The sequence below is a fragment of the Streptomyces sp. NPDC102278 genome (assembly GCF_044766345.1).
GTDB lineage: Bacteria > Actinomycetota > Actinomycetes > Streptomycetales > Streptomycetaceae > Streptomyces.
In genome coordinates this window covers 51,408-64,064 of the sequence record NZ_JBIWLV010000003.1, presented here as the reverse complement: position 1 = coordinate 64,064, position 12,657 = coordinate 51,408, and the positions used below count along the sequence as shown (strand labels likewise).

The 12,657-nt window shown below is 71.6% G+C and carries 11 protein-coding genes and 2 tRNA genes; 6 read left to right on the top strand and 7 right to left on the bottom strand.

Annotation, left to right across the window (positions count from 1 at the left end; translation table 11 throughout):
* Window positions 1-47: 47 nt before the first annotated feature.
* The 4 genes from ACIRO3_RS09365 to ACIRO3_RS09350 all read left to right on the top strand — a co-directional run bounded on the left by ACIRO3_RS09365 (window position 48) and on the right by ACIRO3_RS09350 (window position 1,845).
* Window positions 48-605 (top strand): NADPH-dependent FMN reductase, encoded by a 558-nt coding sequence (locus ACIRO3_RS09365; RefSeq protein ID WP_404134281.1) that lies wholly within the window; start codon window positions 48-50, stop codon window positions 603-605.
* Between the two features lie 82 nt (window positions 606-687).
* Window positions 688-1,035 carry a hypothetical protein gene (locus tag ACIRO3_RS09360; protein ID WP_361771637.1) on the top strand — a complete coding sequence of 116 codons (348 nt, stop codon included), beginning with the start codon at window positions 688-690 and terminating at the stop codon, window positions 1,033-1,035.
* 164 nt (window positions 1,036-1,199) lie between these two features.
* The gene (locus ACIRO3_RS09355; RefSeq protein WP_361771638.1) at window positions 1,200-1,760 is read left to right on the top strand and encodes a bifunctional DNA primase/polymerase; all 561 of its coding nucleotides are present in this window, start codon (window positions 1,200-1,202) and stop codon (window positions 1,758-1,760) included.
* An 11-nt stretch (window positions 1,761-1,771) separates the two neighbouring features.
* Window positions 1,772-1,845 (top strand) — tRNA-Lys (locus ACIRO3_RS09350).
* Window positions 1,846-1,920: 75 nt separating this feature from the next.
* On the opposite strand, the gene ACIRO3_RS09345 is transcribed toward ACIRO3_RS09350, so the two are convergent.
* Complete coding sequence (locus tag ACIRO3_RS09345) at window positions 1,921-3,156, bottom strand: M6 family metalloprotease domain-containing protein (RefSeq protein WP_404134277.1); 1,236 nt, start codon at window positions 3,154-3,156, stop codon at window positions 1,921-1,923.
* A gap of 346 nt (window positions 3,157-3,502) precedes the next feature.
* Here ACIRO3_RS09345 and ACIRO3_RS09340 point away from each other — a divergent pair, with 346 nt between their 5' ends.
* The gene (locus tag ACIRO3_RS09340; protein ID WP_404134275.1) at window positions 3,503-5,392 is read left to right on the top strand and encodes a putative bifunctional diguanylate cyclase/phosphodiesterase; all 1,890 of its coding nucleotides are present in this window, start codon (window positions 3,503-3,505) and stop codon (window positions 5,390-5,392) included.
* 9 nt (window positions 5,393-5,401) lie between these two features.
* Here ACIRO3_RS09340 and ACIRO3_RS09335 read toward each other — a convergent pair whose 3' ends face one another.
* The 3 genes from ACIRO3_RS09335 to ACIRO3_RS09325 all read right to left on the bottom strand — a co-directional run bounded on the left by ACIRO3_RS09335 (window position 5,402) and on the right by ACIRO3_RS09325 (window position 9,060).
* Window positions 5,402-5,833: a PPOX class F420-dependent oxidoreductase gene (locus ACIRO3_RS09335; RefSeq protein WP_404134272.1), complete on the bottom strand. Its 432-nt coding sequence runs from the start codon at window positions 5,831-5,833 to the stop codon at window positions 5,402-5,404.
* Window positions 5,834-5,973: 140 nt separating this feature from the next.
* Window positions 5,974-7,680, bottom strand: a complete 1,707-nt coding sequence (locus ACIRO3_RS09330) for a glycosyl hydrolase family 18 protein (RefSeq protein ID WP_365997747.1) — start codon at window positions 7,678-7,680, stop codon at window positions 5,974-5,976.
* Window positions 7,681-7,932: 252 nt separating this feature from the next.
* Entirely contained in the window at window positions 7,933-9,060 is a 1,128-nt protein-coding gene (locus ACIRO3_RS09325) for an LLM class flavin-dependent oxidoreductase (protein WP_404134268.1), read from the bottom strand.
* Between the two features lie 247 nt (window positions 9,061-9,307).
* On the opposite strand from ACIRO3_RS09325, the gene ACIRO3_RS09320 reads away from it, so the two are divergent.
* A complete protein-coding gene (locus ACIRO3_RS09320) occupies window positions 9,308-10,066 on the top strand; it encodes an IclR family transcriptional regulator C-terminal domain-containing protein (RefSeq protein ID WP_361771644.1) in 759 nt (252 codons plus the stop codon).
* Window positions 10,067-10,145: 79 nt separating this feature from the next.
* Here ACIRO3_RS09320 and ACIRO3_RS09315 read toward each other — a convergent pair.
* The 3 genes from ACIRO3_RS09315 to ACIRO3_RS09305 all read right to left on the bottom strand — a co-directional run bounded on the left by ACIRO3_RS09315 (window position 10,146) and on the right by ACIRO3_RS09305 (window position 12,581).
* A tRNA-Lys gene (locus ACIRO3_RS09315) sits at window positions 10,146-10,219 on the bottom strand.
* A gap of 65 nt (window positions 10,220-10,284) precedes the next feature.
* Complete coding sequence (locus ACIRO3_RS09310) at window positions 10,285-11,961, bottom strand: AMP-binding protein (protein ID WP_404134264.1); 1,677 nt, start codon at window positions 11,959-11,961, stop codon at window positions 10,285-10,287.
* A 26-nt stretch (window positions 11,962-11,987) separates the two neighbouring features.
* A complete protein-coding gene (locus ACIRO3_RS09305) occupies window positions 11,988-12,581 on the bottom strand; it encodes a lytic polysaccharide monooxygenase (RefSeq protein ID WP_404135282.1) in 594 nt (197 codons plus the stop codon).
* Window positions 12,582-12,657 lie beyond the last annotated feature (76 nt).

Sequence of the window (12,657 nt, the reverse complement as noted above, 5' to 3'; positions counted from 1 at the left end):
GACTGCCCCCGACGCACCGCACCGACAGCCGAAGGAACGAACGCCCCATGACCCGTCTGCACGTCATCTACGCCGCCACCCGCCCCACCTCCTCGGGGCGTCCGCTCGCCGAGTGGGTCGTCGGCCGGGCCCGCGAGCACGGCGCGTTCGAGGTCACCCCGGTCGACCTCGCCGAGATCGCCCTGCCCTTCCTGGACGAGCCCGAGTACGCCTCCAGCGGCAACTACACCCATCCGCACACGCTGGCGTGGAGCGCGCTGATCGATTCCTCCGACGCCGTGCTGTTCGTCCTGCCGATGTACAACGGCGGCTACACCGCCCCCTTCAAGAACGCGATCGACTTCCTCTACCGCGAATGGCGGGGCAAGCCGGTCGGCATCGTCAGCTACAGCGCCGGCCCGACCGGCGGAGCCCCCGCCGCCGAGATGCTGCGGCCGGTCCTGACCCGCCTGGGCATGGTGCCGGCCGAGCGGTCGGTGGCCGTCCCCGGCATCAACGCGCTGGTCGGGGAGGCGGGATTCGAGGCTCCGGAGGGGCTCGCGGGCGAGCTCACCGGCGTGTTCGACGACATCGCGGCGCTCGCGAAGGAGCCGGCGGGCGTCTGACGCCCCGGGTGCACTCTTGCGCGACGTTGGACAATGGAGGGTGGCCCGGAAGGGACGACGTACGCGCAGCAGGAGGACACGCATGGCAGAGCCCGAGCGCACCGAGCGGAGGTTGCGGCCCGCGCCGCTGCTCTTCGAGCCTTCCGAGGTGGCAACGGACCCGGAGCACTTCTTCGACCTGGAGTCGCTGGACGATCCGCGGGAGCTGCTGGCCCGTGCGACCGAGCTGACGCTGGCCTTCCGGGCGGCCCAGGAGCGCGCGGTGGAGTTCCAGGCCGTGGCGGCGGCGCAGCTGGCGGACCCGCGCCGGTTCGACCGGCTGCCGGCGGCGGCGATCGCGGAGCAGGCGGAGTGGACCGAGGACTACGCGGTCAAGATGATCGAGTTCGGCGAGACCCTGCTGCGGGACGGCCACCCGGACGGCCCCTAGGGCGCGTCCGCGAAGCGCCGGCCCGTGCGCCGCATCCGGTTCCGGGTGCGGCGCACGTCACATCTGGCATATGCGGGGCGCACCATACCCCCGGGCGGCCGTGTCTGTCCCGGATTCCCGTAACTCCCCGGAACGGTCGCGCTACGCCCGGTAGACCTGACGGCATGACGACCCTGACCGGCTGCGCCGCCCTCGAAGTCCGCACCGCCCCCGCGTCCGCGACCCTCGTCACCCCCGAGGGCGCGGCCTGGCTCGCCTCCGCGTGTGCCCGCCCGCACGGCACGCTCGCCGCGTGGTGGGAGCGGCCCGCCGCACCGGCGGTGCTGCCCTGCGGGACCGCCTTCGACGTCGTCAACGTCCCCGTCGTCCTCGGGCGCCGGATGCTCGACCTGCTCTGGGCCGAGGGGCCCGGTTCCGGGCCCGCCGCCGTGCACCGCGGCCGGACGCTGCTCTTCGCCGCGCCGGGCACCGCCCAGCGGCTGCCGGCCCTGCTCGCCTGGGAGGAGTGGGACCCGGCCACGGCCGCCCCGCTCTGTCACGGCCACGGCGACGCCGTCACCGTGCCGCCGCTGGCGCCTTCCCCCGGGCCGTCCCGCTGGCTGGTGGCCCCGGACTCCCGGCGTCCCTGGCTGCCGGGCGCGGATTCGCTGCTCTGGGCCTTCCTGCACGCCGCCCGCCTGCAGGTATCGATTTTTGGTTCGGCCGATCCTGATGCTAATGTCTAGCTCGTCACCAAGCGCCGCTAGCTCAGTTGGTTAGAGCAGCTGACTCTTAATCAGCGGGTCCGGGGTTCGAGTCCCTGGCGGCGCACAGACGGAGAAGGGCCCCCACGCGAGTGGGGGCCTTTTTCGTGCCCCGGGAGCCTTGGGGCGGGGGCCCGTGGGGCTATGTGGTGATCTTGACGGTGTACGCGCCGGACTGGGTCCGGTCCGCCACCTCGATGCGGATCCGCTCCCCCGGCACCGTGAACGACTCGCCGACCTCCAGCGGGGCGTCCGCCAGCGGCGGGTACACGGAGCGGTCCCAGCAGGCCTCGGTGCCCGGGTGGCCGTCCAGCACCTCGATCGGGCCGCCGCCCGAGGCCGGCTCGTTGCGGACCCGGTAGATCAGGACGCCCTCCGTGCAGGTGTCCCCGTCGTTGCCCGCGGAGCCCCGGGCCTCGATGGCGATCGCGCTGCCGGGGCCCGTGCGGACCACCGCCAGCCGGGTTCCGCCGGTGCCGCCGCTGGGAACGCCCTCCGCGAGCGGTTGCAGGGTGTGCAGCGAGGAGCCGGAGCGCACGCAGTCGACCTGGGACGGGCTCAGCCAGCCCAGCTTCCACTTGTGCCAGGCGAACAGGTCCGGGGCCATCCCGAACTGGCTGCCCATGACGTCCCAGTCGCCGACGTACGTGTCCCAGTCGCCCTTGCCGTCGGACGGTCGGTGGTAGAGGTCGGGCAGGTCGAAGACGTGGCCGGTCTCGTGCGCGAGGACGTTGCGGTCCGGCGGGTGCTGCTCGAAGACGGTGACGATCCGCCGCAGGTCCGTGCCGTCGGCCCGGATCGGACGGTCGAAGTTGACGACCTTCGTGGCGTCCGAGTCCACTCCGGGCGCGTCCGGGTCGGCGATGAAGTACACGACGTCGTACCGGCTGAAGTCCACCTCGGGGTCGGCGGTGGCGACGGCGTCCCGCAGGTACGCCGCCCGGTCCTCGGGGGCCCAGTCGCGCTGTATTCCGTACGCGGTGGACGGCTTGGGCATCCGGATCCACTGTTTCTGCGGGTGCGGGGCCAGGCGGAAGCGCCCGTAGGAGGCCCGCTGGAAGAAATCGCTGGTGGCCGGGAAGTAGTCGCCGGTCAACTCCTCGGGAGTGACGGCGGTGCGATGGTCGGGGAAGGAGAGGAAGACCATGACCGCATTCAGGGTGCGCTCGGGCCTGGGGTAGGCGCCGTTCCAGGTGTCCAGGCCGAGGGAATGGTGCGCCGTCGTACGGGTCAGGGCGCAGGGGCCGGCACCGGAAGCGGCCACCGCGGGGGTGGCGACGAGCGACATCGCGGCGAGCGCCGCCATGGAAGTGACGACGGCCGCCGTACTTCGGATGCGGGAGCGGTCCACTCCCCCGGGTGTCTGCTGTCGCGGCACATCGACCTCCGGTGGTGGATTCGTACCCTCCTGTCCACCTTGAGGCGATTGTCTTACTAATGCCCTGTTCCGCTGCCCCACACGAGTGAGTAATACGTCAAGTCGGTGACCCCCGGACTTCATGGACGCACCTACAGAACGTCACGACCGATCACGGGAGATCAGCTGCGGCCTTCGGGCGCTCACAGCCGCGCAGAAACGATCACGCGGCGATCGGCCGACGATCCGTCATCACCGCGAACCACCGCCCTCCGTACGGCGACGCCGCTGGATGGGGCCGTCCGGCAGCCTCTATGATCGGCACACTTTCCTGCACGGACACTCACGAGCACTGCGGGAGCCAACGGTGAGCGGAACCTCAGAGGGAACCGGTTCGGCGGCCGACAGCATCCGATCGGCCACTACGGAGCGTCACCCGGCGGTGCCGGCCGTGCCCGGCATGGCGACGGAACCCGGTACGTCGACCCGATCCGCGGCGCCGGCGAAGTCGGCCCGGCGATCCCCGCGCACGTCCGGGGGGCGCGACTTCCAGGCCGCCTTCAACGCGGCCCACCTCGCGATGGCCGTCGTCGACCGGAGCGGTCACGTCGTCGCGGCCAACGAGGCGCTCGCCGCGCTGCTGGGCGCCGAACCGCTCGCGCTCGTCGAACGGTCCGCCGCCGACCTGGTGGACCTGGCCGCGGAGGCCCGCACCTGGCAGGCCTACCAGGAGGTGCTCCGCGGCCGGCAGGCCCGACTGCGCTGCACCCGCCGCCTCAAGCACCCCGACGGGCACTCGCTGTGGACCGAGGTCACCCTCGGGCCGGTCCCCGGGACCCGGGACGTGCTGCTGTCGGTCGCCGACATCAGCGACCGGCGCGACCTCCAGGCCCGGCTGCGCCACCTCCAGATGCACGACCCGGTGACCCGGCTGCCCAATCGGACACTGTTCTTCGAGCGGCTCTCCGCCGCCCTGGAGCACTCCTCGTACGAGCACGGCGGGACGGGCCGGATCGGGCTGTGCTACCTGGACCTCGACGGGTTCAAGGCCGTCAACGACACCCTGGGCCACCGGGTCGGGGACCGGCTGCTGACGGCCGTCGCGGCCCGACTGACGCAGTGCGCCGACCAGTGCGGGTACGGGCGCACGAGCGGGCACCTGGTGGCCCGGCTCGGCGGCGACGAGTTCGCCCTGCTGGTCGAGGACTCCACCGGCACCGAGCAACTCGCCGACCTGGCGCGGAGCGTGCTGAACGCCGTACAGGAGCCCTTCGACCTGGCCGGGCAACGGCTGTCGGTCTCCGCCTCGATCGGGGTGGTGGAGCGGGCCGCGGCCGGGACCTCGGCGACGGCGCTGATGCAGGCCGCCGACACGACCCTGTACTGGGCGAAGGCCGACGGCAAGGCCCGCTGGACCCTCTTCGACCCGGAGCGCAACGCGCACCGCATGACCCGTCAGGCCCTGTCCTCGACCCTGCGGCCGGCGGTGGAGCGGGACGAGTTCCGGCTGGAGTACCAGCCCCTGGTGGACCTGGAGAGCGGGACGGTGCGCGGGGTGGAGGCCCTCGTGCGCTGGAACCACCCGCAGTTCGGGATGTTGACGCCGAATCGGTTCATCGGCATCGCCGAAGAGGACGGCTCCATCGTCCAGTTGGGACAGTGGGTGCTGCGGACGGCCTGCCGGCAGGCGCGTCGCTGGCAGATCGAACAGCCCAGTGACGCGCCGGTGTTCGTCTCCGTCAACGTCGCGGTGCGCCAGGTGTGGGACTCGGACCTGGTCGGCGATGTCGCGGAGATCCTCGCCGAGACCGGACTGGCCCCGCAGTTGCTCCAGTTGGAGCTGACCGAGTCGGCGGTGATGGGCTCGGCGGGGCGGCCGTTGCAGGCGCTCCAGGCGCTGAGCGACATGGGTGTGCGGATCGCCATCGACGACTTCGGCACCGGGTACTCGAACCTGGCCTACCTGAGCCGGTTGCCGGTGTCGGTGCTGAAGCTGGACGGCTCCTTCGTCCGGGGGTTCCGGTACGAGGAGGGATCGCACCCGAACCCGGCCGACGAGACGATCGTGGAGGCGCTCGTCCAACTCGCCCACCGGCTGGGCCTGACGGTCACCGCCGAGTGCGTGGAGACGGCGGGCCAGGCGGCGCGCCTGCGCCGCGTCGGCTGCGACACGGGTCAGGGCTGGCTGTACTCGCGGGCCGTGGCCCCGGAACGGATCGCCGAGATGATCGGCTCGCGCCCCGGGGCCCTGGGGTAGCGGGCGCGGTCAGCCGAGCTTGTCGCCGTACACGCGCTCGACCGTCATCGTCATCAGCACCCTGCGGTCGGACACCATCACCGAGCGGTACTCCTCCCAGTTCGGGTGTTCCCCGGCGGCGAGGCGGTAGTAGTCGACGAGCGCGTCGACCTCGGGGCCGTGCGGGTCGGTGCCCGGGCCGACGAGCGTCACGGGCCCCTCGGCGGTGGCCCAGGACCGGCCGTCGGGGGCGGTGACCTCCAGGGCGGCCCGCGGGTCGCGGCGCAGGTTCGCCGTCTTGGCCCGTCCCTCGGTCATCGAGACGTGGAGCAGACCCGACTCCCGGTCGAAGTAGGGCATGACGGGCGAGAGTTGGGGCAGTCCGTTCGACTTGATCGTGGCGAGGACGCCGAGGCGGCTCCCCGCGAGCAGCGCGCGCGGCTCGAATGGCGTGGCAGTCATGTCCGGAGTCAACCCGAGACGGGTCGGGGGTTGTTCCCGGCGCGCCGGTGCGCGGACAAGGCCGCCGCTGCCCCGTAACACGGCCGCCCCCGCCCCGGGAGGGGGCGGGGGCGGCCGGCGCTCGGCGCGGGGTGGGGGGATCAGCAGGCGCCGAGGTCCTTCCAGACACCCCATTCACCGGTGGAGCCGGGCACCTCGTTCTGCGTCCACCACTGGGCCTTCCACTTGTGACCGTTGTGGGAGACCTCGCTGCCGCCGGTGTAGACCGTGCCCGCGACGTACGCCGGGACCGAGCCGCAGCCGGTGGGCGGCGTCGTCGGAGGCGTGGTGGGGGGCGTGGTCGGCGGGGTGGTGGGCGGAGTGGTCGGAGGCGTGGTCGGCGGGGTGGTCGGCGGCTGGGTGGTGCCGCCGAGGGCGTCCGAGATCTGGTTCAGCAGCGTGGTGTTGTTGTCCAGCCCGAGGAGGGAGTACATCATCGCGCCGGCCAGGCCGCGCTGCTTGCCGTAGTCGACCCGGGCCTGGATGGACTTCTGGTTCAGGCCGGTGAAGAACTCGCCGTCCTTGTAGAAGTACGAGGCCTTGGCCTGGTCGTCCCAGAAGGTGTTCGCCGGGTTGTCGACGAGCCCGCCGAGCTCCTTGTAGTTGGCGATGCCCGCCTGCTGGCTGGTGGGCCGGGCGGCGGAGGCGCCGGTCGCGGACTGGGCGAGGCCGTTGTTCGCCCCGGCGGGGACGCCCTTCCAGCCGCGGTAGTAGAACTCGTAGCCCAGGGTCAGCTTGTTGGCGGGGAAGCCGCCGGCGATGCCGTAGGCCGGGTTGCCGTCGATCCAGGAGTCGATGGCGTTGTCGATGCTGTACTTCTGCGTGCCCGGGGCGATCGGGTCGGTGGGGTCGCCGGCCGGGGAGTACAGCGGGGACTGGTGGTACGTCGGGCCGTCGCTGTCCCAGGCGCCGTGCATGTCGTACGTCATGATGTTCGCGTAGTCGAGGTACGCGCCGATCTTGTCCGTCTCGATGTACTTGATCTTGTCCTGGCCGGCCGGGAGGGCCGAGGTCAGCAGGTACTTCTTGCCGCCGTTGGCCGCGCCGTAGGCGTCGAGCTGGCTGCGGAACTCCTTGAGCAGGAGCGTGAAGTTCTGCTTGTCCTCGGGGGCGTAGTGGTTGCCCAGGTGACCGCCGGAGGAGCCGGGGTACTCCCAGTCGATGTCGATGCCGTCGAAGATGCCGGCGGCCGCGCCCGCACCACCGAATCCGCCCTCGACCGGCAGGTTGCCCTTGATGTACTGGTCGATGCAGGACGACACGAGCTTCTTGCGGGAGGCGTCGGTCTTGGCCGCGTCGCTGAAGTACTTCGAGTAGGTCCAGCCGCCCAGCGAGATGTTGATCTTCAGGTGGGGGTACTTGGCCTTCAACTGCTTGAACTGGTTGAAGACGCCGACGATCGGCTGGTCCCACTTGTCGGCGACCCCGCTGACGCTGTCGGCCGCGCTGAAGGACTTCTGGTAGTCCGCGTACGAGTCGCCCGCGCCGTCACCGGCGTTGGGGTTGTTGTCGTCGCCCGCCGCCTTGTTCGCCTCGAAACAGGTGAGGTTGGTGGGGTGGATGTTGCCGAACGAGTAGTTGATCACGTCCAGCTTGCCCGCTATGCCGCGGGTGTCGAGGTGCTTCGGGTAGAAGGCACTCCCGTACACGCTCCACTGGTCGTAGTACGCGATCTTCACGCCGCCGGCGCTCGCCGTGCTCGCGGCGTCCGCGGCCTGGGCGGTGCCGAGGCCCGCGAAGCCGGCCAGCGCTCCGGCTGCCAGCGCGGCCGTGGCGGCGGCCGCAACGAGGGGTTTACGGATGTGCATGAACTGACTCCGGGGGGTGGGAGGGGGGCATCAGCTTCAGGTGAGAGAAGTGATAGCGATCACCCCGGCCCCCAGTCAATGGTTTGGACCAAAGAAGGACTAGACCACTCGGGCGCCAAAGTGCCTTGTCAGAGACCTGAGGGCACATGAAGAACCGCCCGCCACCCCGGGTGACGAGCGGTTTAAGGCTGCACTAAGCCATGTGCCGGCAAGGTTTTGGCAACAAACCAGCCAAACCCCGTTCTTGTCCGCTCAGGCGGAGTTCGAGTCCTCCGTCGGCATGCCGTACGCATCTGCGATGAGCCCGTACGAGCGCAACCGGGCATCCCCGCCGTGGGCGTTGGCGGTCAACATCAGCTCGTCCGCGCCCGTCCGCTTCACCAGGTCGTCGAGTCCCTCACGGACCTCGTCGGAGGTGCCGTGGACGATGTTCGCGAGCCAACCGTCCACGAACTCCCGCTCCAGCGGCGAGTAGGGGTACGCGGCCGCCTCCTCGGGCGTCGGGACCAGACCGGGCCGACCGCCGCGCAGCCGCAGCATCGACAGCGCGCCCGTGAGCACCTGCGCCCGGGCCTCCTCGTCGGTGTCGGCGGCCAGGGCCGCGGCCCCGATCAGGGCGTACGGGGTGTCCAGTACGGCCGAGGGCCGGAAGCTCTGCCGGTACAGGTCCAGGGCGGGAATCGTGCCGGCCGCCGAGAAGTGGTGGGCGTACGCGAAGGGCAGACCCAGCTCGCCGGCGAGGCGGGCGCTGAAACCGGAGGAGCCGAGCAGCCAGATCGGCGGCCGGCCGGCGGGGCCCTGTACCGGGCCGGGGACGGCGTGCACCCGGGCGTAGGGGTGACCGTCGGGGAAGTCGTCGTCCAGGAAGCGGATCAGCTCCCCCAACTGGCGGGGGAATCCGTCGGCCGCGTCGTCCGCCCGGCCGGCTCCGCGCAGCGCGGCCGCGGTACGGGGGTCCGTGCCGGGGGCGCGGCCCAGTCCGAGGTCGACCCGGCCCGGGGCGAAGGCCTCCAGGGTGCCGAACTGCTCGGCGACGGCCAGGGGGGCGTGGTTGGGCAGCATGACCCCGCCCGAGCCGAGTCGTATCCGGGAGGTGTGTGCGGCGAGGTGGGCGAGGATCACCGCCGGGGAGGAACTGGCCACGCCGGGCATGGAGTGGTGTTCGGCCACCCAGTGCCGGTGGAACCCCCGGGATTCGGCCAGCCGGGAGATCGCCACGCTGGTGCGCAGCGACGCGTGGGCGGTGCTGCCGGCCCCGACGGTGACGAGGTCCAGTACCGAGAGCGGGACGGGCGCGCTCCCCCGTACGGTCCCCCGGATCGGATCCGCGGTCCCTTCCGTCCCGGCTGCCCTGATTCCCTCGTCCCCGGCGTCACTCATCGTCGCTCCCGTCCCGTGCGGCCCTGGCGGCCTCCTGCATGTCCGTACGAAGAATTCGAACCATCGGGGGCGCCGGGGCATTCCCGACAGCCCGCCGGGGCCGGTCATGCCCATGGCATATGCCGGACGGGTAGATCCAGGCAGAGGGACTTGATTGAGCCATCAATCTCTTCAACAGGCGCTCCACACCGGCCTCTTGATGGCTATCGTGGGAGAGCAAGCGGTAACAACCTGCTAGGGGGAAACCGTGGCGCTGAAGCCCGAGCCGACCGCGCCGTTCCATTCGGTGCAGTACGCCCTTCGCGTACTCGAAACGATCGCACGGCACACCGGCGGTGTGACCGACGCGCAGATCGCGCGTGAGACAGGTCTGCCCTCCGTCCACCTGTCCCCGATGCTGCTCATGCTGCGCCGGGAGGGGTACGTGCTCCAGGTGTCCGAGGGCGCCTACGCCATAGGGGACTCGCTCGTCCTCCTCGGTTCCGGCGTCGACCGGCAGCAGGCCCTCCAGGACAAGCTCCAGGACACCCTGGACCGGCTGCGGGACTCGGTCGGAGCGGCGGTCTACATCAGCCGGTACGTCGACGGCGAGGTCCGGATCACCCAGTTCGCGGACAGCCCGCGCACCCCGAAGGTGCACGAGTGGGTCGACTTCCGATCGGCGGCGCACGCCAGCGCGGTCGGCAAGTGCCTGCTGACCCAGCTCGACCAGAACGGACGACGGGACCACCTCTCCCGGCACAAGATCGCCCGACTGACGTCGAAGACGATCGTGAACGAACGCGTCCTGTTCTCCAAGCTGGACAGTCAGCCCGCCACCGTGCCCGTGCTGGACCTCCAGGAGTACGCCGTGGGCACGGTCTGCGCGGCGGTACCGATCACCGCCGGCGCCGCGGTGGGGTGCCTGGCCCTGTCGATGCCCGTCGAGCACGCGCACCGGTTGCGGGCCGCGGCCGAGACGCTGAACCGGAAGGCCGCGCCGCTGCTGCTGTCGCTCACGCTCTGACGGGCCGCGCCCGCGGGGGCGAACCCCGGAAACCACTTCGGGCGGTTCCCGGTGAACCGGAAACCGCCCGAAGTACAGGTGCGCCGCCAGGGACTCGAACCCCGGACCCGCTGATTAAGAGTCAGCTGCTCTAACCAACTGAGCTAGCGGCGCCTGACAGAAAAAATAGTACCCGGTCCCCGGGGGTGCTCAAAACCATGACCGACGCGGTGCCCGGGTCAGCGGTCCAGGAGGTCGGCGCGGCCCCGGGCCTCGTAGGCGCAGAGCAGGCCGGCCAGGGCGTCCGCGTCCAGGAGCCGGTATCCCGGCTCGCCCGGCGGGGACCACCAGACGGGGTCCGGGCAGCGGAAGCCGGCGCGGCGCAGGGCCACGCGGTGGACCTTGTTCGTGGCCGTCGTCGGCATCTCGGGGACGATCCGGACGTAGCGCGGCGGCATCTTCGTGCCCAGGTCGGGCTGCGCGGCGAGGAAGGCGGCGAACGCCGACGGGGAGAAATCCGCGCCCGGACGCAGGGCGAGGGCCGCCATCACCTGGTCGCCCGCGACCTCGTCCGGCACGGCGTAGACGGCCACGGCCGCCGCGTCCTCCCACCGGGCGAGGACGTTCTCGATGACGGCGGCGGCCAGGTTCTCGCTGTCGACCCGCAGTCGGTCGTCGGTGCGGCCCGCGAAGTAGAGGAATCCGGCGGCGTCCCGGAAGAAGAGGTCGCCGGTCCAGTACCAGCCGTCGCGGGTGCGGGCGGCCTCGGCCTCGGGGTTGCGCCAGTACCCCTCGAAGAGGCCGCCGCGGCGGTTGACGAGTTCACCGATGGCCTCGCGGCCGTTGAGGAGGCGGCCCGAGCCGTCGAGCACCGCGGCCGGGCACTGCGTTCCCGTCCGCGGGTCGATGACCGCGAGGTCGTCCCCGGCGCCGGCGCGGCCCAGTGCGGCCGGCGGGGTGTCGGGGGTGCGGACCACGGACGCGCCGCCCTCGGTGGCCCCGTAGCCCTCCACCAGACGGACCCCGAACCGTTCGGTGAAGCGGGCGGCGTCCACCGCGCCGGCCTCGGTGCCGAAGCCGAGCCGCAGGGTGTGCTCGCGGTCGTCGGGGCGGGGCTCGGTGGCCAGCAGGTACTGGACGGCCCGGCCGACGTAGGTGAAGTAGGTGGCCCCGTGGGTTCGCACGTCGTCCAGGAACCGGGAGGCCGAGAAGCGCCGCCGCAGGGCGACGGACGCGCCGCCGGCCAGCGCGGGCAGCCAGTCGGCGATGACCGCGTTGCCGTGGAAGAGCGGCATGCACACGTAGTGGACGTCGTCGGGGGTGACCGAGAACCGGTGGGCCAGCGAGGCTCCGGCGGCGGCCAGTCGGCCCTGGGTGCAGAGGGCGGCCTTGGGGGCGCCGGTGGAGCCGGACGTGAAGTAGAGGAGCATCCGGGAGGCGGGGGTGGGGCCACCGCGGAGCACGGCCTCCCCCGGCTCGGCTCCCGCGTAGGGCGCGAGGAGCCGCGCGTACTCCTCGGTGTCGGTCACGAGGATCCGTACGCCCGGCAGGTCGAGCCCGCGCAGCAGCGGCAGGTGGGCGCGCTCGGTGACGAGGATCCGGCAGTCGGTGTGCAGGATGTCGCGGGCCAGTTCGGGGCCGCGCCGGGTCGGGTTGATCCCGGCGACGGCGGCCCCGGCCAGGGCCGCCGCGCCGAGCCAGAACGGGAACTCCGGGGTGTTGTCGAGCAGCACTCCCAGATGCGGCTCGGCCTCCGGCGGCAGGAGGTCGACGAGCAGCGCGGCGCGCGCCGCGGCCTCCTGGGCGGTCCGGTGTCGGCTGAGGACGGCGTGCTCGTGCCTCAGCCCGGGTCGGTGGTCGCCCCATTGGCGCGCGATGAGCTCCGCGACGGTCTCGGGTGTGGTCGTCGTCCGCATGCCGCCGGAGGTTAGCTGACGTTACGTCAGAACTGAACGTCGGAGCAGGAGTAGAAGGCCATCGCGGTGTCGTTGACCGTCCAGACCGCCAGGACCATGTGCCGACCGGTCTTCCCGCTCGGCATGGCGCCCTGGTGGACGGTGGTCATGGGGGGTCGGGCGCCGTTGTAGGCGACCGTGAGGAAGGGCTGGGGGTCCAGGGCGGCCCGGGTGAGCGGCTTGGTGGGGTCCCAGCCGTTCTTGGTGACGTAGTACTTGAAGTCGGTGGTCGAGTGGTTGGCGGTGAACTGCCACCGGAAGCTGTAGCTCTGGCCGCTGTTGACCCGGGTGGCGGGCCAGGTCCCGCCGCGCTGGTCGTCGAGTTCGGCGAACTGGGCGTTGCCGGCCGCGCATATCCTGCCGTCGGCCGGTCCGGCGGCCGGGAAGCCCTTGGGGCCTTCGGCGCTCTGCGGCTCCCACTGGATCTGGCCGCAGTTGGAGACGGTCTTGTTGGCACAGAGCTTCTGGCGACTGATGGGGGTGTCGGTGTATCCGTGGCTGCTGGCGGTGGGGGTGCCGAGGAGGGTGGCGCCGGCGACGAGGCCGAGACCGAGGGCGGTGACGCCGGCTCGTTTGGGCATGCGGAAGGAACGCATGATGCTCCTTGGACGTGGGGGGGGAGTCTGACGAGAGCGTGCGCACGCGTGGGGATGATTT

Coding starts and splice junctions, on each gene's coding strand:
- ACIRO3_RS09355 (WP_361771638.1), top strand. CDS start 1,200: ATGACGACCCTGACCGGCTGCGCCGCCCTCGAAGTCCGCACCGCCCCC.
- ACIRO3_RS09330 (WP_365997747.1), bottom strand. CDS start 7,680: ATGCACATCCGTAAACCCCTCGTTGCGGCCGCCGCCACGGCCGCGCTG.
- ACIRO3_RS09360 (WP_361771637.1), top strand. CDS start 688: ATGGCAGAGCCCGAGCGCACCGAGCGGAGGTTGCGGCCCGCGCCGCTG.
- ACIRO3_RS09325 (WP_404134268.1), bottom strand. CDS start 9,060: ATGAGTGACGCCGGGGACGAGGGAATCAGGGCAGCCGGGACGGAAGGG.
- ACIRO3_RS09365 (WP_404134281.1), top strand. CDS start 48: ATGACCCGTCTGCACGTCATCTACGCCGCCACCCGCCCCACCTCCTCG.
- ACIRO3_RS09305 (WP_404135282.1), bottom strand. CDS start 12,581: ATGCCCAAACGAGCCGGCGTCACCGCCCTCGGTCTCGGCCTCGTCGCC.
- ACIRO3_RS09335 (WP_404134272.1), bottom strand. CDS start 5,833: ATGACTGCCACGCCATTCGAGCCGCGCGCGCTGCTCGCGGGGAGCCGC.
- ACIRO3_RS09310 (WP_404134264.1), bottom strand. CDS start 11,961: ATGCGGACGACGACCACACCCGAGACCGTCGCGGAGCTCATCGCGCGC.